Consider the following 21023-nt stretch of genomic DNA (forward strand, 5'->3'; position numbering starts at 1 on the left):
TGCGGGAGAAAATTAACTCATCGAGGGGAACAATGAAAGCGCGTGTGCTGGTCGTCGACGATGACGAAGCTCTCTCAGAAATGATCGGTATCGTTCTGCGGAACGACGATTTTGAGCCGGTGTTTTGCCATCACGGTGGGGAAGCGCTGAACGCTTTCCGAGTCAGCAAGCCAGATCTTGTTCTGCTTGACCTGATGCTTCCCGGAATGGACGGCATTGAGATTTGCCGCCAGATCCGTGCAGAGTCGGACGTTCCCATTGTCATGTTGACCGCGAAGTCTGATACGGCCGACGTGGTGCGCGGACTTGAATCCGGCGCTGATGATTACGTCCCGAAGCCTTTCAAACCAGCCGAACTCGTGGCTCGCGTTCGCGCTCGCTTGCGCGACAATGACACGCGCACTCCAGAAGTTCTTCGCGTTGCCGATGTCGAAATCGACGTCGCAGGTCACCAAGTACGCCGCGCTGGTCAAGCGATTCCGCTGACGCCGCTCGAGTTTGAACTCCTGGTGACGTTGGCACGCAAGCCATGGCAGGTCTTCACTCGTGACATGTTGTTGGAAGCTGTGTGGGGATATCAGCACCCAGCTGACACCCGTTTGGTAAACGTGCACATTCAGCGATTGCGTTCGAAGTTGGAACTTGACCCGGATTCGCCAGAGGTTGTCCTCACGGTCCGTGGCGTGGGATACCGGGCCGGTAAGTCCTGACCACCGCACCTCAAGATCAGCCCAGCCCAGCGGATGCGTCCGCTCCTGAAGACGTCGCGCTTGAAACATCGAGCGACGCCGCTACTGCCGATGCCTCAGCCGTAGCGGCACGCCCATCTCGTATGAGGCGGCTGCTGTTCTTTCACCCGAGTAATGGTGAAGTCGTTGACTTCTCGTGGCGTCAGCCGCGCACGTGGATTCCTGCTGCCCACCGTCGTTGGTCTCGCTCGATGCAGCTGCGCACGGTGGTCATCACCGTGCTGCTGTCCACCCTTGCCTTGCTGGGCACGGGCGGTTTTCTATCTCAGCAGATCGCTACAGGCTTGTTCCAAGAGCGCTTGCGCCAGGTGGAGTCTGAGGCGTACCGAGGCCTGAGCCAGGTCAAGGGAACGTTGGAAGCGGTGAGCTCCACCGACCGAACGAGAACGGTAGCGTTCGTTCGCGACACCCTGCGCACCCTTGAGAGCGACGGCGCGACGGTGCAACGTGACTTCATCCTTCAGCCGCTTCCCGGCGAGGGAAATATCTACGTCTCGGCTCAAGCCTCCGGCGGTATGACCTCAGCGGTGATCCCCGAAGAGCTGGCAACGGCTGTGCGCGAGAACCAAGGACAGTACTGGCAGTCCATCGGGATCCCGCAGGCCAGCGGCGTTTCCCCAGGACTCGCTTTTGGTACCAAGGTGGCGTTGCCGCCTGGACGCGAATACGCCTTGTATCTGGTTTATGACCTCGAAAGTGTGCAGGAGACCCTGAACTACATTCACCGCGTGCTCGGCATTGCTGGTGTCTTGTTGCTGATCGTGATCGGCGGCATCGCGTGGTACGTGACGCGTCAGTCACTGCAGCCGGTGGCTCACGCCGCTGCCGTCTCCGAAAAGCTGGCGGCCGGCCAGCTCGAAGAGCGCATGAACGTCCACGGCGAAGACGAAGTCGCCCGTTTGGCGCAGAGCTTCAACCGCATGGCGGACAATCTTCAAGAGCAGATTCGTCAGCTCGAGACGCTCTCGCACATGCAACAGCGCTTCGTTTCTGACGTTTCCCATGAACTTCGCACGCCGCTCACCACCGTACGCATGGCGGCCGAAGTCCTCCATGATGCGCGCGAAGAATTTGACCCCATCAACCGCCGTTCCGCCGAGCTGCTCTACAACCAAGTGGAGCGTTTCCAGAGTCTTTTGAATGACCTGTTGGAAATCTCGCGCTTCGATGCGGGCGTGGTGGATCTGGACTCCGATAACTGGGATCTCAAGCCGATCGTCCAGCGCGCCGTGGACATGGCCCAAATCCATGCCGACCGCATTGGCTCACCGCTACGCACCCACTACCCGCAAGGCCCCGTGGTGGCAGCCATGGACCCACGCCGCATTGAACGCGTGGTCCGAAACCTGGTGCTTAACGCTGTTGAGCACTCTGAGGGTCAGCCGATCGACATTTTCATTGGCGACAACGAGAACGCTGTCGCCGTGAGCGTCCGTGACCACGGCATTGGCCTTTCTGAAGAAGCAGCCAGCCGAGTCTTCGACCGCTTCTGGCGTGCTGACCCTGCCCGTGCTCGCACCACGGGTGGCTCCGGCCTGGGCTTGTCCATTGCCACGGAAGACACTCGACTCCACGGCGGACGCCTGGAAGCGTGGGGTCAAGTGGGGGATGGCTCCAACTTCTTGCTCACCCTTCCTAAGTCCCGAGACATCGAACTGACGGACTCGCCGCTTCCTTTGATTCCAGCTGATGCTCCATCCTTGGAAGAGGAAGAAGAAGTTCTCGAAGAACTCGGGGACGGCGTGACGGATGGACCAAACGAGGAATCGCTCGAGGCGACGCTTGCGGAACCGGAAGAGAATTCCGGGACCGCAGCTGCGTCGTCGTCCGTGAAGGAAGAACCCACCGCGACGGAACAGGAGCGGCGCCGTGAAGGCTAAGCAACTACTCGCGATCGTGACCTTAGTGCTCTTGGCGTTTCTGACGGCATGCGCGAACATCCCGACGTCCGGTTCGCTCGGCGTCAGCACCACGGCACCCACTCAAGGCACGGACGGCAGCTTGTCCTTCAGCGCAGCGGGACCGCGGGACGGGATGTCGCCTGAAGAAGTGATCGAAGGCTTCTACAAGGCCGGCGTCGACACCAACGACGACTACAAAACCGCTCGCGAATACCTGACCACCGAGTTTGCCGGAATCTGGAATCCGTCATCCAAAGCCACGGTCTATGACGCGGACCCAGCCGTGGTGGAGAACGTCCAAGAAGGCAGCTACGGCGTCTCAGTGGAAGTTTCATCCACCGTGGATGACAAGGGCATTCGGACCACGTTGCCGGAACACTCTTCGCAATTGCTGACGCTGCAATTGGCTCAGGTCAACGGCCAGTGGCGCATTAGCCAGGCACCGGACGGACTCTTGATTGAAGCGGGAAACTTCGAGTCTTTGTTCTCGCCTCACACGCTGTACTTCTACGATTCCACGTTCGCTTACGCGGTCCCTGACGTGCGCTGGTTCGCCAACAAGCAGGGCCTCGCGGCAACCGTGGTTTCGGCACTCCTCAATGGCGCTGCTCCGTACCTCAACAACGCCGTGTTTAGCGCTTTCCCACCGGGCACCAAGCTCGCACAGCCCTCGGTTCCGATCGAGTCTGGCGAAGCGCGCGTTGATTTCGCATCCTCCGTCTTCGCCGAAGCGTCCGACCTCCGACGCAAGCAAATGCGCCAGCAGCTGTCCTTGACGTTGACGTCCTTGGGCAATGTCAGCTCCGTGACCATGACGGTGGAGCAGCGCCCAGTTGATCTTGGGCCAACAGATCCAGAATTCAAGGCGGCGCAAGTCAACGCTTCGGTGCCGAATACGCAGATTGCTATTGCGGATAAGAAGCTCGTCTATTTCCAAGGAAACGGGCACACTCCGATCGGAAACATCCCCGATATTTCTGCCTACAACCCGGTAGATCCTGCGATGTCTCCCGTGGGCAGCCGGTACGCGTTCTTGAGCGGTGATCGCAAGAAGCTCATCACCGTGGATGACGCAGGTCGAGTACGGGTTGCTGGCACTGGGGTTCGGCTCAAGCAGCCGAGCGTGGACTACCTGGGCTGGACGTGGACCGCGAGCCATACCGGCGGCGCACACGTGCAGGCGGTTCCGCCGAATCCTGCCGTCGACGGGGAGATGCGAGACATCGCTGCGGAATGGCTACAAAATGCCGAAGTCACGAGCCTTCGCGTCTCTCGTGATGGAGCGAGACTTCTGGTCGCAGCGACCATCGACGGCGTTTCTGGAATCTACGTGGCCGGACTGATCCGCGACTCGGAAGGCGTGCCGCGCGGCGTCCAGAACCCGGTGAAGATTGAGATTCCGCAGCACGTCACTCGGGCGGTCTGGGAACACGATGACAGCATCATTGCTTGGAATCCGGCAACCGAAGCGCCGGTTGCTCCCGTGCGTGTCACCCTCGCGAGCGTGGCTGAAGAGTTCTCGCCGCTTTTGGGCCTGACGAATCTGTCCGCCGGCGCGGGCGACCGCCGCAACATTTACGCGGAGAACCCGGAAGGCATCTACGTGCGTTCGGGTAACTCGTGGCGCAAGCTCGAAGGCAAGGCTACGGGGCTGTCCTACCCGGGATAGCGTCACGCACAATTTTCGGTAGCCGGCTGCGGTGCGGCGGTTATCCACTTTTGAGTACGACGACGCCGGCTCGCCTGAACGCTTTAGGCATGCTGTGTGTATGGAGCGGCAAATAGCAGGAGGCGTCCCCGATTCGGCGGCGCGGTGGGTTGATTCAGTCTTGCGTTCGGCGTGGGTTTCAGCAGTGTGCGCGGCGTTCGCCGACTTGATGTGGGTCCTGATGCCCTCCGACTGTGTGGTGTGCGGAGCGCGCGATGCCGTGCTGTGTTCGGCCTGCACCAAGAATCTTCATCGCTCAACCCTCAAGCCGTTTCGAGCCGAGGAAGCTGCCGAAGCGCTCCCGCTGGATCTAGAAACGAATGTGGTGCTTCCCGTGGTGGCGGCAGGACTCTACAAGGACGGAGTCTCCGCAACGGTCTTGGCGTTCAAGAACCATCAACGGTTCACCTTGAAGAAGGAGCTGGGCCGATCGCTGGCCCGGGCTGTGCGAACGGCTCTCGAGGAGCTGGACGTTGGTTCCCAGAGAACGAGTTCGCCTGTATGGGTAGTGCCCATTCCTGCCAGCCCAGCGAGCTTGAAAAAGCGTGGCTATTGGCCCGTGGGCGAACTACTGAAAGTGGCGTCCAAGAGCATGAGTCACAGTGGCGGACTCAACGTGCGCTCCATTTTGCGAGTCACTTCGGCTGCTCAGAGTTCGCACCGAGGTGCCTCGGCGCGGGAACGAAGATCGCGACGGGGAACTATGACCCTCGCGCCTGGACTGACGGTGCTGAAAGGACAGCGGGTTCTCTTGGTGGACGACGTCCTCACGACGGGCGCAACGCTCGCCCAAGCGCACCAAGTGTTACGTACTGCGGGCTTTGAAGTGATCGGCGCGGCGGTTCTGGCGGCGACACAAAATCCTAGATGACTAGGTTAAACAAGGGTGAATTCTGGAAACTTCAGATTAATTTGCGAGAAAGCTTCGCTTAACGTAGAAAGCGGACTACGGTGAAGTATGGGTACCCGAAAAGGGGATAAAAACTCCCATCTTCAGCGGCTTCAGGGCGACTTGGACGCCGCTGTTGTGTCACCCGAACTCCCAAGGAGGACACCGTGGAGATGAACATCAGCGCAAGGAACGGCGCCGTTTCGGACCGATTCCGCGAGTACGCTACCGAGAAGATCGAGAAAGTTTCTCAGCTGGCGAAGAAAGTCCAGCGGCTCGATCTGAAGGTCACCAAACAACCACACGCACGCAATGCCGACAATCAGGTCAGTGTTGAAATTGCAGTAGTGGGAACCGGACCCGCAATTCGCGCTGAAGCTCACGCCGCTGACAAGTTCGCGGCCTTCGATCTTGCTTTTGGAAAGTTACTTGAGCAGTTGCGGCGCGCAAGAGATCGCCGGAAAGTTCACCACGGGCGCCATGCGCCAGTCGCCGTTCACGAAGCAACGGCCTCGCTCCCGCCAGCAGCCTCCAACATCACGCTTGCTGACGCCTTGCTCAACGCTGAACCAACACCCGAGTCTCAGCGCTCCGAAGATTTTGAAGCACTTGAAGCAAGCCCCGTGGAAATTCGCCGCAAGGTATTCCCTGCAGAACAGATGAGCGCTGATGACGCCGTTGACCGCATGGAACTTGTGGGACACCCGTTCTACCTCTACATCGATGAGGAGACGGGCTGCCATTCCGTCGTGTATCGCCGACGCGGTTGGTCCTACGGCATCATTTCCCTCGAAAACGGCGGCGAACCTGTTGAAGGAACGCGGTCATACCGAGATTCCGAACGCGAGTCAGAGAAAGTCTAGTTTTTGACTCTTCGAACCATCCCTGCGCCGCAAGCACGCCGTATAGCACTTGCGGCGCAGGGGCTTCATCAAGAACGAATTAGCGCCCCGGCCTCCACCAGGAGTCTGGGGCGCGAATTTCGTCGCCTGCACTTGCTCCAGATTGACTCTGTCAATGTGCTCACGCGGTCACACTATTTGCCGCTCTTTTCACGGCTCGGCAACTATGACATCGCCGCGTTCGAGGCCATGGCGCACACCGCCCCACGCAGCATGATCGAATATTGGGCTCACGAAGCAAGCTACATTCGGCCCGATCACTTCCATGATCTGCGGCGCTTGCAGTCCAGGAAATGGGTGGGCAGTCATCAGTTCGACCCCGTTGATGTTGCGGCAGCGGAGGACGCGATTCTCCAACTGCTGGCCCACTCGGGACCTCAAACGAACCGGCAGATCGAGGTTGAACTCTCGCATCTCATCCCGCCACGAGACCCGGACGCTCCCAAAGACTGGGGCTGGAATTGGTCCAACGTCAAGCGAGCTCTGGAAATTCTTTTTGAGCGCGGGCTTGTCTCCAGCGCAGGCCGGAACTCGAGCTTCGAGCGTCGCTACGCGCTGACAGAAAAGGTCTTGCCGCCCGCGGTCCGTGCCGCATTCTCACCCGAGGTGAGTCCTAATTCGGAGGACGACGACGCCGCGCGGCGCCGGCTTCTCACCGCTGCGTCGGAAGCGCTCGGCATTGGGACGGCCCGACATTTGGCAGATTACTTCCGTATCAAACCCAGCAAGGCGCAACCCGTTCTGGACCTCATGGTGGCAGACGGAACGCTAGAAAGCGTCGTCGTACCGGTATGGAAAGAGCCCGCCTATCTGAACCCGGCAGCGAAAAGTCCGCGCACCGCAAAGGGGCGCGCTGTGCTGAGCCCGTTCGATTCGATGGTGTTTGAGCGTCACCGCTTGGAGACGCTCTTTGGGATGCGCTATCGGCTGGAAATCTATACGCCAGCCCCCAAACGACAGTTTGGCTACTACGTTTTGCCGTTCCTGTTGCGGGACGGGATGGTGGCGCGAGTGGATCTGAAATCGGACCGGGCCGCACGGAAGCTCCTGGTTCACGCGGCACACGCCGAAGAGGGCGCGCCGGGGGACACTGCCGCGGAATTAGCCGCTGAACTGGAATTGTTAGCACAATGGTTAGGTCTGGACGGCGTCGTCGTCACCGATTCGGGGGACCTTGCACCATCCTTGATCAAAGCTCTCGGCTAACGTTGAGGAAGTATGCACGGGTTCAATCAGTTGCTCCCGTAGACTAGAACAGCCGAAAACACCCATCCTGAACAGGAGTTGCCCCGTGGCATCACTGCTAGAACGCGTCTTGCGGACCGGCGACAAGAAAACTCTTCGCACGTTGCGGGGGTACGCTGACGCCATTAACGTCCTCGAAGATGAGTTCAAGTCATTGACTGACGCTGAGCTTCGCGCCGAAACGGACAAGTTCAAGCAACGGTACAAGGACGGCGAATCGCTGGACATCATGTTGCCTGAAGCGTTCGCCGCTGTTCGCGAAGCAGCCGACCGTACCTTGGGTATGCGTCACTTCGACGTGCAGATGATGGGTGGCGCCGCGCTTCACCTCGGCAACATTGCCGAAATGAAGACCGGTGAAGGCAAGACCCTCGTGGCAACGAGCCCGTCCTACCTCAACGCCATCACTGGCAAGGGCGTTCATGTGGTTACCACGAACGACTACCTGGCGCAGTACCAGTCTGACCTGATGGGCCGTGTGCACCGCTTCCTGGGCATTGAAACCGGCTGCATCTTGGCGCACATGGATCCAGCTCAGCGCCGCGAGCAGTACAACGCCGACATCACGTACGGCACCAACAACGAATTCGGCTTCGACTACTTGCGCGACAACATGGCATGGACGCGCGAGGAACTAGTTCAGCACGGTCACTACTTCGCGATCGTTGACGAAGTTGACTCAATCCTCATTGACGAAGCGCGTACGCCATTGATCATTTCTGGTCAGGCCTCCGGTGACGTCCAGCGCTGGTTCGCGGAATTCGCTCGAGTGGTCCAGAAGATGACCCTCGGCAAGGACTACGAAGTTGATGAGAAGAAGCGCACTGTCGGCATCTTGGAGCCAGGCATCGAGCGCGTCGAGGACCACCTCGGCATTGAAAACCTCTACGAATCGCAGAACACCCCACTCATTGGCTTCTTGAACAACGCCATCAAGGCGAAGGAATTGTTCAAGAAGGACAAGGACTACGTGGTGATGAACGGCGAAGTCATGATCGTTGACGAGCACACGGGCCGTACGCTGTCCGGCCGTCGCTACAACGAGGGCGTTCACCAGGCGATCGAAGCGAAAGAACACGTGGAGATCAAGCCGGAGAACCAGACTCTGGCAACTGTCACGTTGCAGAACTACTTCCGTCTCTACGAGAAGCTGTCCGGCATGACCGGTACCGCTCAGACCGAAGCCGCTGAATTCATGAGCACTTACCAGCTCGGCGTGGTGGAGATTCCTACCAACCGCGGTATGCAGCGCGTGGATAAAGCTGATCTCATTTACAAGAATGAGATCGCGAAGTTTGACGCCGTGGTCAAGGACATCGTGGAGCGCCACAAGGCCGGTCAGCCGGTCCTCGTGGGTACCACGTCCGTGGAAAAGAGCGAGTACTTGTCCCGGAAGCTGGCTCAGTCCGGCGTCCGTCACGAGGTACTCAACGCGAAGCAGCACGCCCGTGAAGCCGCCATTGTGGCGCAGGCTGGAAAGCGTGCGGCCGTCACGGTTGCAACCAACATGGCAGGCCGCGGTACTGACATCATGCTCGGTGGAAACGCCGAGTTCATGGCTGTTGCCGAAATGGAACGCCGTGGTCTTGACTCACACGACAACCCAGAAGAGTACGAACGCGTCTGGGACGAAGTGTACGAAGCCGCGAAGGCAGAAGTTGATCGCGAAGGCGATGCCATCCGTGAACTGGGCGGTCTTTACGTCCTCGGCACCGAACGCCACGAATCCCGCCGTATCGATAACCAGCTGCGCGGCCGTTCCGGACGTCAGGGTGACCCAGGTGAGTCTCGTTTCTACTTGTCCATGACGGACGATCTGATGCGTCGCTTCAACGCGAAGCCAGCTCAGGCCATCATGAACAACCCATCGATGCCAGATGACATGGCGCTGGAATCCAAGATGGTTTCTCGCGTGATCGAGTCGGCACAGGCTCAGGTTGAAGCGGTCAACGCCGAACAGCGTAAGAACGTTTTGAAGTACGACGACGTCATGAACCGTCAGCGTGAAGCAATTTACGGTGACCGCCGTCAGATCCTCGAAGGAACGGATCTTCGTTCGCGCGTCATGGAGTTCATCGAAGACGCCATCGGCGCCATCGTTCGTGAACACACGGCAACCGGACACGGTGACTCGTGGGATCTCGACAAGTTGTGGACCGAGCTCAAGAACCTCTACCCGGTGGCCATTACCGTGGATGACGTGGTTGAAGAGGCCGGTAGCCGTGCACGCTTGACCCCGGAGTTCTTGATCGAGGAACTGTCCTCTGACGCTAAGGTTCAGTACGAACAGCGTGAGGCAGCACTCGGCGCGGAGAGCATGCGCGAGCTGGAACGCCGTGTCATCCTCTCCACGATTGGAACCAAGTGGCAAGAGCACTTGTACGAAATGGACTACCTGAAGGAAGGCATCGGCCTTCGTGCCATGGCTCAGCGCGATCCGCTCGTTGAATATCAGCGTGAAGGATTCGTCCTGTTCCAGGCGATGATGGAGTCCATCCGCGAAGAGACTGTGAACTACTTGTTCAACCTCAAGGTGGAGCGTCAGCAGCCAGCTCCGGTCAACCTTCCGGGCATCAAGGACGCTCGTTCGCTGACCGAGTCCGCACCGCTCTCAACTCCGGGGCTCAACGCTCCAGAACGTCCGGCGACGTTGCGCTACAGCGCGCCGGCCGAAGACGGAGAAGCGGAAGAAACCGAGGAAGAGAACCCACTCGAGGGTGCTGAAGAAGCATTCGACGAGGCCCACTCTGATTCGGAAGCAGACCGTTCCGGCCGCACTTCCTAAAGGCTGCAAGGCTCTCTTGAATGAGAGTCGTCTAGCTAGCTAACAATTGGCGCGTTATCCCACTTCGTAGTGGGTGACGCGCCAATTGTTTCGTTGGCACTCAATGCGCATAGCGATGGGACGAACTCGTTCCAGGTCCTTCACTACAGCGACAGCTTCAAAGACCTTGTCATTGACGTGGCAAACGCGGACGGAAAGTACGTGAGCGATCCGCGATGGCATCACGTTTGAGGGACGCTTCATGGCCTGAACTCGAGAGCCCATCGGTGAACTTGTGTGGGCGAGTAAGTCCGCTCGCCTTTTGAGCTTGTCCAAGACCTGAAGCGAAACGAAGCGCTGCAATTGGGACACACTGCGCAAACCGGCAACGGCTTCGATCGACGCAACGCTGACGAACGTGACGAGATGGTGCACGTGCTGTATTGCTGGCGAGGGCACGGGGCGTGGTGCAACAGGTGGTTTCTCCTCCGGGGCTGGCGGGAGACCCTGCGGGAATTCGTCTAAGTCCGCAGGTCCTGTCGCTTTGTTGGTTGGCGCGTAGTCCACGAATTTCCGCTTTTGAGGGAAGCGAATGACGTTGTCAGGAAGTTCGTTCGTGGGTGGGTGAACGAGTTCTAGTGGTTCTGCCGAGAAGTATGCGTGGTGCGGTTGAACAGACATTGCGAATCCTTTGAGTTGAATCTGAGCGTTAGAAGTTAGGGTTGATCAGGACGGTTCCAGGGATGATCAAATCTGGATCCTGTCCAATGCGGTCTTTGTTGCGCTCGTACCATTTCGGCCATTCGGCCCGAATCTCCGTGTTGGAAGCGTGCGGTCCCAATTGCCGGGCGACGATGCTCCACAAAGAATCACCACTTGTCACCGTGACTTCGCGGTGTCCTTCCGTGGACTGTCTTTGGCCAGCTGCCATGACGCTTGAAAGATGTTGTGCTGGGACTCCGTGCATCGTTTCGCGTTCTTTCTTCTCGTGGGATGACTGTGGCTTCTTTGATGCCGAGGACTCGGCGGCTACTGAAGGTGTTGTGGGTGAACTTGGTGCTGTGGGTGACGCTGAGGCTGTCGGTGAAGGCGAAGGAGTCGCCTCAATGGTCAATGAATTGCTCACGAATGCTGGGCTAGGAACATCCACTGTCTGTTGAGCCTGGTCTGCGAAAGCACCGGGAGCGGCGAGCACGCTTACGCCGAGCACTAAACCAACCAGAGATCGCATGAAGCGTGGTGAGCAAGAGCTTGTCGCGCGAGCTACGCGTGGCATCCCGCTTTGTGTCGCGACGACCGAGACCACACTCAGAACCATGCTGACTGCGAGCCACAAAAGGACACCTAGGCCAATCGTTCCGCTCGCCAACCCCAGCGCGAACTCAACGTCTCTAGACGAAAAGTAAGCTGCGGCGTCGTCATTTCCCCAGAGTGATTCCGAACGGAGAAGCACCGTGGAGAGTTGCGTGACGCCAGCGGCCAGAAAGAGTCCGCCGAACGACAAGAAGAGGGCAAGGGTCCCAAGATCTTTCACATATGTGTGTCTCATTGCGTTCCAATCATGTCATTTGATGTAATTTGATGATCTTGACTCGACATTAGCAACTTTGAATGAGTTTTATCAAGAGTGTGTTCATTAAGTGGATTCAGCATCCTGCCGCTACGCTGTGGTGCATGAGGTGGGAATCGCTCTTTGTGGACTTGGAAGCTCAGCTGGACAGCGAGGTGCGGCGCGGTCGGGCCGCCGAAATTCAGGACATGATTCGCGTTCAGCGCTCGCAAATTCGCCTTGCAGATCGCTTTGAGGGCCAACTCGGTCGGGACATCGCCCTGCGCCTGACCAACGGCGCTCAAGAGCGCGGCGAGCTGCGAGTAGTGGGCGAGGACTGGCTGAATCTGCGGCAAGCGCACCGAGAATTGTTGGTGCCGATGTGGTCCATCGTGATGATTTCGGGGCTGTCGCATCGCGCTCAGTTGGTCGCGGATCCTGCCCAGCCGAAACGGCGCGTAACTTTGGGCAGTGCATTTCGAGCCATCGCGAGAGACAGATCATCGGTGGTGGCGAGGCTCAGCAGTACCGCTTCCGACCCCGTAGAAATCACCGGCACCTTGAGTGTTCCCGGCAAAGATTTTCTAGAGATTCTGACGCATCCGGGCGACGAATTTTCGAGGGAAGAGAGTATTCATGGCTCTGTTGTGGTGCCGTGGAGCGCACTGATCAGCCTGCGTCGAGAGGCGCGGGACTAGCGAAGTTGTTGTGGAAAACAAGAAACTTCACCAAGTTTTCCACAATCATTTACCGAAAAGTCGCCTGAGGGCCGCTCGCACTTAAGCTCGTGTTGATGGATTGAGACAACGTCACGTGCAGAGGTCAGGGGGACCATTTGAGCGAAACAGTGGAAGTGCCAACGGTAGGCAGATTCAAGCGACCAGGATGGAAGGACGGCCGGCTCATCTTTGGGCTGTTGCTCATCTTGGCATCCGTCGCCGGAATCGTAGCGCTGGTCACCGCGCTAGAACGCACGGAGCCCATGCTCGTTCCCACCGCCAACATCACTGTGGGTGAAGAGCTTGATGCGAGCAAGTTCAAAGTGGTGGAGGCGCGGCTGGACGATCTGAGCGGCGCGTACCTGATGTCTAACCATTCGTTTGAAGACGGAGCGCGCGCTGGAACCTTGTTGCGCGCGGGGGAGTTGGTGCCGGTTCATGCAGTCATGAAGACGGATGGAAGCGGCGCGAAACCAGTCACTATCGACCTCGACCACACGCTTCCGCAGGCAGTGACGCCCGGTAGCCGCGTGGACGTGTGGGGCGCCGCCAAGAATGGCCCGGGAAACACCTACGAGGTTCCGGAATTGCTTCTCGATAGTTCCGAGGTCACCGCCGTGCGGGCTGCCGATGGAAACTTCTCCAGTAGCACGCAGGCGACGCTTGAAGTCATGGTGCCGGATTCTGTTCTGCAGGATTTGTTGGAAGCGCTCGCAAATGACTCTCGACTGACCGTCATTCACGACACCACGGGCGCGAACTCATGAGAGTGGCACTAGCCGTCTGGGGTGACGGTGACGATTGGACGCAGCGCATTGAGCAATTGCATGGCGATGTCACGGTGGTGCGTCAGTGTGAGGACTTGCCGGAAGCGGTTTCCTTGGCCGAGTCGGGGCTCATTGACGCCACATTGATCACCGGTTCATTGAGCGACGTTGACGCTGAACTGATTGACGCCTTGTTGGCAGCTGGCACCGCCGTTGTTGCCCTTGTGGGCGACCCTGACATTGCCGCGCGATTGCGTGCGCTCGGCGTTGCCGTGGAGAATCCGCTCTCGGATCCGCAATCGGTGGCGGACCTCATTGAGTTGCAGACCATGGCTGCTAGCCCGCGGGCGCGCCAGTCCTCGCCGACTCCTCGCCCCACGAGGACCACGGAAGTACCTGGAAATCGCGGCACCGCACGTCACGCCGCTAGCGCTTTTGAGCAGGATATTGAGGACGACGACGCAGCTCCCGCAGGTGGGGACGTCATCGTAGTGTGGGGTCCTTTGGGCGCGCCGGGTAAGACCACGGTTGCGGTGAATATCGCGGCTGAGGCTGCCGCAGCGGGGAAACGCGTCGCCCTGATCGACGCGGATACTTACGGCGCTGCCGTGTCAGCTCACCTGGGATTGTTCGATGAAGCGGCTGGCGTAGGTATCTTGTGCCGTTTGGCGGACGAAGCGGCGCCCGCCGCGCGCCTCATGGAACGCGCACTCGTCCGAGTCAATATTGCCGGAAACAGTCTCTTCGTCGCAACGGGCTTGCCGCGATCGTCCCGGTGGCCGGAAATTCGGCCCCAGTCACTCTTGCGAGCGCTTCGCGAGTTGCGGCACGAGCTAGATCTGATCGTGGTTGATGCTTCTTCGCCGTTAGAGCTGGATGAGGATCTCACCTTTGATACCACCGCGCCGCAACGAAACGTCATCACGCTTTCCATGCTGGAGTTTGCGACGCGAAGCATTGCCGTGGGGCGAAGCGATGCGGTGGGCATTCCTCGCATGGTCAAAGCCGTTGATGAGGTTTTGACGCGAGTGCCGGATGCTCGGCTGGAGGTCATCTTCAACATGGTGCGAGCTTCCGCCGTAGGTCCTTCGCCAGAAGCGCAAGTTTTGGAAAGTTGGGCGCGATTCGGCCCGAAGATTGAGATCTCTGGGTTCCTTCCATTCGACGCAAACGCGGCAGATGCGGCGCTATTGTCGGGAACAGCACTCATGGAGTCCGCACCGAAGAGTTCCTTAAGAAAAGCGATTCTGCGGTTGTCTGGTGTGCAGGTTCTGCGGCGAGGCTCGTAGATTGTTAAACAATCTACGTGAATGGCCGATTTTTCTGCTCAAAAAGGCTAGGCTGGTGTGAACTGGGCCGCAACGACGCGGCAAACCAATTACCGGAGGAATACTGTGTCCGAATACGGCACGTCATCAGTTGATTCGATTGTTTCTAAGTTCCATACTCCGGAGCTTGAAACGGCCTATTTCTTACATGTCCCAGAGGTCGCGGATGGTGAGATCACTCCCAATCTTCGCGAGAATCTCGACGCTCATCTGGCCTTGGGCCATTATCGAACCCCGAAGACTCCGCAAATTGGCGTGATGAGTAAGGGCAATTCCACCTTGGTGCAGGTCGTCACGGATGACATGCCATTCTTGGTTGACTCGGTCACTGGTGCTTTGACCGCATTGAAGCTCGGTATCGAGCGCGTCATTCACCCCACCTTCGCTGTGCGTCGAGACAAGCAGACCCACGAATTGATGGGTATCAACACCGTCCGCACCACGGCGCCACTCTCCAGCGGAGACACAGCAGCACTCCCAGTCATTTCAGGTTTGGTCTCCAACCCCGCTGAAGCAATCGGCGTGGAATCGTGGATTTCGATCGAAGTTGAAGGCACTCTCTCGGAAGAGAAGCAGGCAGAAATTCGGGAAAACCTCGAGCGTTCTTTGGGCGATGTTCGTGCATCCGTCGAGGACTGGGGCGCAATGCGTGACCGCATGCGCAGCATCACCGAAGAAATCTCTTGGTACCCTTTCGCTTCGGAAATTGATGACCTCGAAGTCTCTACGGACTTGTTGAAATGGCTCGTTGATGACAACTTCACGTTCTTGGGATATCGCGAATACGAGCTGGTCACCGAAGACGGCGTAGACGCTTTGCGCCCGGTTGCCGAATCCGGTTTGGGACTGCTGCGCAGACTGCCGGACCAGAAGGTTCAGCACCTCACGGAGTCGGGCCGTAAGAAGGCTCGCGAACTTAAGACTCTGGTCATTACGAAGGCCAACTCCCGTTCAACCGTTCACCGTTCCGTGTACTTGGACTACATCGGCGTGAAGTCCTTTGATGCTGACGGCCGCGTGGTCGGTGAGCGTCGTTTCATCGGCTTGTTTGCCTCGAGCGCGTACATCAGCTCCGTCATGAACATTCCGCTGGTGCGCGACAAGGTCAAGCGCGTCCTGCAGAGTTCCGGCTTCGCCCGAAACTCGCACTCCGGCAAGGACTTGCTCACCATCCTGGAGACGTACCCACGTGACGAACTCTTCCAGATGAGCGAAGAGGAATTGAAGGCTACGGCCAATAGGATTTTGGCTCTTCAGGAACGCCGCAGGACCAGCCTGATCCTGCGCAAGGACGTCTACGGACGCTTTGTCTCGGCCGTCATCTTCTTCCCGCGTGACCGCTACACCACCTCGGTGCGACTGCGTGTCGAGGAAGAACTTCAGAAGGCGTTCGGCGGCGAGTCCATGGACTTCGAAGCCCGCCTGACCGAATCCGCGTTGGTGCGTCTGTTCTACCGCATCCGCATGCCACGCGGTGCCAAGATCCCGCCAATCGATGAGCGCGAATTGGAAGTCAAGATCTCACGCGCAGTACGTTCTTGGCAGGACGGCGTGAGCCAAGTGATCGTTGAGAATCTTCCAGGAGAAGTAGCCCCTCACACGGCCCAGTTGTGGCGCGATGCGTTCCCAACTGCGTACAAGGTGGACTTTGAAGTTGAAGATGCACTCACCGATATTGTTCGGTTCGAGAAGCTGGAATCCCCAGATAACACCGGTCCTATCTTGTCCGTTTATCACACGGATGCTAACGAAAAGGGCGGAGAGCCATCTGTCCGATTGAAGCTGTACTTGGACAAGCCGTCATCATTGACGGACCTGTTGCCGATCTTCCAGAACCTGGGCATCGACGTTATCGACGAACGTCCTTTCGAGGTAAGCCGCGCGGACGACACCACGTTCTACATTTACGATCTGGGCGTTCGCGTACCGGAATCAATTGACTTGGATTCAGTCACCGCTTTGCTCGAGGAAGCCTACGTGGCTGTCAGCACCGGGCAAGCGGAATCGGACCGGCTGAACCGACTCATCTTGCCGCACCAGATCGGATGGCGTGATGTCACGATCCTGCGTGCCTACGCGAAGTACTTCCGCCAGTTGGGTGTCACGAACACGTACGGCTTCATTGCCTCCGCGTTTGACTCTAATCCCACCGTGACCAAGGCGCTCATTCAGCTCTTCCACGCGCTGTTTGATCCGAACCTTGCCGAGACGGAACGCGAGAGTGCAGTGACGAACGCACGGGAAGAGCTGTCCACGGCTCTTCAGGGTGTACCGACACTCGACGCGGACCGACTCCTGCGCCGCTTTGCAAACGTCATCGAGGCGACGAAGCGAACCAACTTCTACCAGGGCCACGCGAGCCTGTCCTTCAAGATCGCTCCACATGAGCTTGAAGAAGCACCATTCCCACGGCCGAAGCATGAAATCTGGGTCTACGCACCAAGCGTTGAAGGTACTCACCTTCGCTTCGGCGACGTCGCACGTGGCGGATTGCGTTGGTCGGACCGTGCTGAAGATTTCCGTACCGAAGTCTTGGGCCTTGTGAAGGCACAGCTCGTCAAGAACGCGGTGATTGTTCCTACGGGTGCAAAGGGCGGCTTCTTCGCGAAGCAGCTTCCTAACCCAGCGGTGGATCGCAACGCGTGGATGGAAGCTGGCAAGGCTGCCTACCGCATCTTTATCCGCTCCTTGCTGGACATCACTGACAACCTCGTGACCGAAGACGGCAAGGAAGTCGTAGCCGCTCCGAAAAACGTGGTGCGCCGCGATGGCGACGACACGTACTTGGTGGTTGCTGCCGATAAGGGCACCGCGTCCTTCTCTGACATTGCCAACGCAATTTCTCTCGAGGTGGGCCACTGGCTCGGCGACGCTTTTGCATCCGGCGGATCTGTTGGATACGACCACAAGGCCATGGGCATCACCGCTCGCGGTGCTTGGGAATCAGTCAAGCGTCACTTCTTCGAGCTCGGTCTTGATACTCAGACTGAAGAGTTCTCGGTTGCCGGTATTGGCGATATGAGTGGCGACGTCTTCGGCAATGGCATGTTGCGCTCGCAGACCATGAAGTTGGTTGCTGCGTTTGACCACCGCCATATTTTCCTTGACCCCAACCCGGATCCTGCAGCCAGCTTCGCTGAGCGTGAGCGACTCTTCAACCTGCCTCGCTCGAGCTGGGATGACTACAACAAGGAACTGATCAGCCAAGGCGGTGGCGTCTTTGCTCGCGACGTTAAGTCCGTCCCGATCAGCGACGAAGTCCGTCAGGTTCTTGGCCTGGACGAGTCCGTTCAGCGTATGTCTCCGCCGGATCTCTTGAGCGCGATCTTGAAGGCTCCCGTTGACTTGCTCTACAACGGCGGCGTCGGCACGTACATCAAGTCCAGCAGCGAAACGCACACCAACGTGGGCGACCGCTCCAATGACGCCATCCGTGTTGACGGGCGCGAAATTCGCGCACGCGTCATCGGCGAAGGTGGCAACTTGGGTATGACGCAGCTAGGCCGTATTGAAGCAGCCCTTAACGGGGTCATCCTCAACACGGACGCCATCGATAATTCGGCTGGTGTGGACTGCTCTGACCACGAGGTCAATATCAAGATCCTTGTGGACCGCATGGTCAACGTCGGCGAACTCTCTGCCGACGAACGCGCTGACTTCTTGATGTCCATGACGGACAACGTGGGTGATCTGGTCCTTGAAAACAACAAGGCCCAGAACGTCGCCCTGTTGAATGATCGTTTCCGTCTCAAGAGCTGGAGCCCGAGCTTCGAGCGCTTCCTCGACTTCCTCGAGCAGCACGCCGAACTCGACCGTGACTTGGAATTCCTCCCGAGCAACCAAGAACTCGAAGCTCGACTGCTCGAAAACAAGACGCTGACCTCTCCAGAGCTGTCTGTCTTGTTGGCTTACTCGAAGATTCAGCTGACCAAGGAGATCGCGGAATCGCAGCTCTCTGCGGATCCGTACTTCGAAGACACGCTAATGGAGTACTTCCCAGCAGCCATTGGTGAGCGGTTCGGCGACAAGGTGCAGACTCACCCGTTGCGCAACGAGATCATCTCTACGGTGGTTTCCAACGAAATCATCAACACCGGCGGCATTACCTTTGCCTTCCGTGCTCAAGAAGAGACGGGTGTCTCGGCCGCAATCGTGGCTCGTAGCCACTTGGCCATCATGGACATCTTCGATCTGCGTGGACTTGTCCAGGCGCTCAACGAGTTGCCCGCCGGCTTCCCGCTCGAGGGATGGTGGCAAATGCACCTGACGGTTCGTCGTCTGCTGGACCGTTCCACCCGTTGGTTCATCAACAACCTGGGTAGCGGCACGGATATTGCCTCTGACGTCGCGCAGTTCCAAAGCACGGCCTCTGAGCTTCGTGCCATCCTTCCTGAACTCTTGCAGGATCAGGACTTGGAGCGAGTCAATGCTTTTGCGGCGACCGCGCGCGAGTGGGGAGCTCCGGAAGAGGTGGCTGTTCGCTTCGGCCAGCTCTTCGAAGAGTACCCACTCTTGGATATTGCACGCTTGGCTAGCAGCTCCGGAACTCCGGCACGCTTGGTGGCCGAGGTGTATTTCCGGTTCTACTCGAAGTTCGAAGCCGATGGCATGTTGGATCGCATTACTGCGTTGCCACGTGAGGACCGCTGGCAGGCCCTGGCTCGTGCCGCAATGCGTGATGATCTCTACTCCACGGTGATCGATATGACTCGCTCGACTTTGGACCGAGAGGACACCCCGGAAAGCGCCGAAGCTGCAATAAACGAGTGGTTGGCCGATCATGAGGAACAATTGGCTCGAGCAAAGCAGGTATTTGACGAGGTCAATTCTCTTGAACATGACGACATGGCCTCGCTGTCCGTAGCTTTGCGAGTATTGCGGTCAATATCTCGAAAGTAGGGTTCTCCCGGATGGCCATATTCGCAAATATCGATGACTATGGGTCCGCCAACCCAGAAGACCAGGAATGGATTCATCTTCTGGTGGGGGACTGGCAGATGATTGCCGACCTAGCCTTTGCGGATTTGGTGCTCTGGTATCCAACGGAAGATCAGAGCTACCTGGCCATCGCGCATGTGCGCCCCTCGACGACAGCCACCGTGTTCTACACGGACTTCGTCGGGGAGCGCATCCGGCGCGAAATGCGTGGTCTCGTTGACCAAGCCTTTGACGCCATAGACGTTCAGCGTGCCAGCGAAGATCACTGGACCACCGACTCCGCAATGCGAGTCGAAGCAATTCCCGTGACGCGCAACGGTCGACCCATTGCCGTCATCACCATGCACATGGACTTGGGCAGTTCACGGATGCCGTCTCGTCTTGAGCTGGTGTACCGGCAATGTGCTCAGGACCTGTTGCGCATGATTTCCAGAGGACTGTGGCCAGACTTCGCCACCCCTACTGGTGCGCGTCGCGGCGCTCCACGCGTCGGAGACGGCCTGGTGCGCCTGAACGCCGAAGGCATTGTCGAGTACGCGAGCCCCAACGCTGTCTCGGCGTACCGTCGTCTTGGGGGAGTGGACCGTCTGGAAGGCCGGTCGCTCGCCGAAGTGACGGCGGCGTCCATGAAGGACCGTCGACTCGTCGATGAATCTTTGCCGCTCGTGGTCACGGGAAAAATGCCGTGGCGCACTGAAGTGGAATCCGGCGGCGTCATCCTCTCGCTCCGTGCCATCCCGCTCAGGGATCACGATCGGCGATATGGCGCCCTCGTCTTGGTTCGAGATGTCAGCGAGCTGCGGCGTCGTGATCTTGAATTGATGTCTAAAGACGCAACCATCAGAGAAATCCACCACCGCGTCAAAAATAATCTCCAAACCGTTGCCGCACTCTTGCGGCTTCAATCGCGGCGTATGAACTCTGAAGAAGGCAAGCAGGGACTGCAGGAAGCGATGCGACGCGTTTCGGCCATCGCGCTCGTTCACGAGACCCTCTCCCAGGGACTGACGCAGAACGTGGTTTTCGACGAGCTCATCGATCGTCAATTCCGTCTCGCTGCCGAAGTTGCTACTCCGGACCGGAAGATCACCACGGAACGTTCCGGAACCTTTGGGTCCCTCTCGAGCGAGCTGGCTACGCCGCTTTCCCTTGTCATCATCGAACTGGTGGCAAATGCGGTGGAGCACGGTCTGGCGACCGAAGGCGGCACCGTGTGGCTCGATGCCCAGCGTAGCCTCGAAGACGGCACGCAGTTCGTCACCGTGAAGGTGAGCGATAACGGCGCAGGACTTGGCGGCGTCCAGCCGAATCCGGGACTGGGACTGCAAATTGTCCGCACCCTCGTCACGAGCGATCTTAGAGGCACCATTACGTGGAGTGACAGGGAACCGAACGGGACTACCGTCACGCTGAAGTTCCCGGTGCGCTCGGTTGGCAAGTAAGCGATCCATCATGGTGCTTGAGGTCCGGCGAAAAGTCGGCTCAACAGCTCTCTCTTAGAAACTGAAGAAGCGGTGTCGAAGCATCAGTTACCTGAAGCCTCGACACCGCTTCCTTCGTGAAA

Annotated in this window: 14 protein-coding genes; 12 read left to right on the plus strand and 2 right to left on the minus strand. The window is 58.4% G+C overall.

Going from position 1 to position 21023, the window contains the following annotated elements; genetic code table 11:
* Nucleotides 1-32: 32 nt before the first annotated feature.
* The 7 genes from mtrA to secA all read left to right on the plus strand — a co-directional run bounded on the left by mtrA (nt 33) and on the right by secA (nt 10179).
* Complete coding sequence (mtrA, locus tag BKA12_RS01625; RefSeq protein WP_183640185.1) at nt 33-710, plus strand: MtrAB system response regulator MtrA; 678 nt, start codon at nt 33-35, stop codon at nt 708-710.
* Between the two features lie 230 nt (nt 711-940).
* The gene (gene mtrB / locus BKA12_RS01630; RefSeq protein WP_246361584.1) at nt 941-2629 is read left to right on the plus strand and encodes an MtrAB system histidine kinase MtrB; all 1689 of its coding nucleotides are present in this window, start codon (nt 941-943) and stop codon (nt 2627-2629) included.
* Nucleotides 2619-4319 carry an LpqB family beta-propeller domain-containing protein gene (locus tag BKA12_RS01635; RefSeq protein ID WP_183640188.1) on the plus strand — a complete coding sequence of 567 codons (1701 nt, stop codon included), beginning with the start codon at nt 2619-2621 and terminating at the stop codon, nt 4317-4319. The genes mtrB and BKA12_RS01635 overlap by 11 nt, the downstream gene beginning before the upstream one ends.
* 100 nt (nt 4320-4419) lie before the next feature.
* Complete coding sequence (locus tag BKA12_RS01640) at nt 4420-5229, plus strand: ComF family protein (protein ID WP_183640190.1); 810 nt, start codon at nt 4420-4422, stop codon at nt 5227-5229.
* Nucleotides 5230-5420: 191 nt separating this feature from the next.
* On the plus strand, nt 5421-6110 hold the full coding sequence (gene hpf / locus BKA12_RS01645) for a ribosome hibernation-promoting factor, HPF/YfiA family (RefSeq protein ID WP_183644391.1): 690 nt from the start codon (nt 5421-5423) through the stop codon (nt 6108-6110).
* Between the two features lie 3 nt (nt 6111-6113).
* The gene (locus tag BKA12_RS01650) at nt 6114-7355 is read left to right on the plus strand and encodes a winged helix-turn-helix domain-containing protein (RefSeq protein ID WP_221228034.1); all 1242 of its coding nucleotides are present in this window, start codon (nt 6114-6116) and stop codon (nt 7353-7355) included.
* 85 nt (nt 7356-7440) lie between these two features.
* Nucleotides 7441-10179: a preprotein translocase subunit SecA gene (gene secA / locus BKA12_RS01655; protein WP_183640192.1), complete on the plus strand. Its 2739-nt coding sequence runs from the start codon at nt 7441-7443 to the stop codon at nt 10177-10179.
* A gap of 54 nt (nt 10180-10233) precedes the next feature.
* Here secA and BKA12_RS01660 read toward each other — a convergent pair whose 3' ends face one another.
* Together BKA12_RS01660 and BKA12_RS01665 are read right to left on the minus strand one after the other, a co-directional pair.
* Nucleotides 10234-10839, minus strand: coding sequence for an Rv3235 family protein (locus BKA12_RS01660; RefSeq protein ID WP_183640193.1), 606 nt, complete (start codon nt 10837-10839; stop codon nt 10234-10236).
* Between the two features lie 28 nt (nt 10840-10867).
* Nucleotides 10868-11692: a LysM peptidoglycan-binding domain-containing protein gene (locus BKA12_RS01665; protein WP_183640195.1), complete on the minus strand. Its 825-nt coding sequence runs from the start codon at nt 11690-11692 to the stop codon at nt 10868-10870.
* Between the two features lie 140 nt (nt 11693-11832).
* On the opposite strand from BKA12_RS01665, the gene BKA12_RS01670 reads away from it, so the two are divergent.
* The 5 genes from BKA12_RS01670 to BKA12_RS01690 all read left to right on the plus strand — a co-directional run bounded on the left by BKA12_RS01670 (nt 11833) and on the right by BKA12_RS01690 (nt 20901).
* Nucleotides 11833-12405: a hypothetical protein gene (locus tag BKA12_RS01670; RefSeq protein WP_183640197.1), complete on the plus strand. Its 573-nt coding sequence runs from the start codon at nt 11833-11835 to the stop codon at nt 12403-12405.
* A gap of 137 nt (nt 12406-12542) precedes the next feature.
* Nucleotides 12543-13193, plus strand: coding sequence for a CpaB family protein (locus BKA12_RS01675; RefSeq protein ID WP_183640199.1), 651 nt, complete (start codon nt 12543-12545; stop codon nt 13191-13193).
* The gene (locus BKA12_RS01680) at nt 13190-14482 is read left to right on the plus strand and encodes a CpaE/TadZ family protein (protein ID WP_183640200.1); all 1293 of its coding nucleotides are present in this window, start codon (nt 13190-13192) and stop codon (nt 14480-14482) included. The genes BKA12_RS01675 and BKA12_RS01680 overlap by 4 nt, the downstream gene beginning before the upstream one ends.
* 105 nt (nt 14483-14587) lie before the next feature.
* Nucleotides 14588-19420: an NAD-glutamate dehydrogenase domain-containing protein gene (locus BKA12_RS01685; protein WP_183640202.1), complete on the plus strand. Its 4833-nt coding sequence runs from the start codon at nt 14588-14590 to the stop codon at nt 19418-19420.
* Nucleotides 19421-19431: 11 nt separating this feature from the next.
* The gene (locus BKA12_RS01690; protein ID WP_183640204.1) at nt 19432-20901 is read left to right on the plus strand and encodes a sensor histidine kinase; all 1470 of its coding nucleotides are present in this window, start codon (nt 19432-19434) and stop codon (nt 20899-20901) included.
* The last annotated feature ends 122 nt before the right edge of the window (nt 20902-21023 follow it).

The organism is Neomicrococcus lactis (assembly GCF_014200305.1).
In the GTDB taxonomy this organism is placed as follows: domain Bacteria; phylum Actinomycetota; class Actinomycetes; order Actinomycetales; family Micrococcaceae; genus Neomicrococcus; species Neomicrococcus lactis.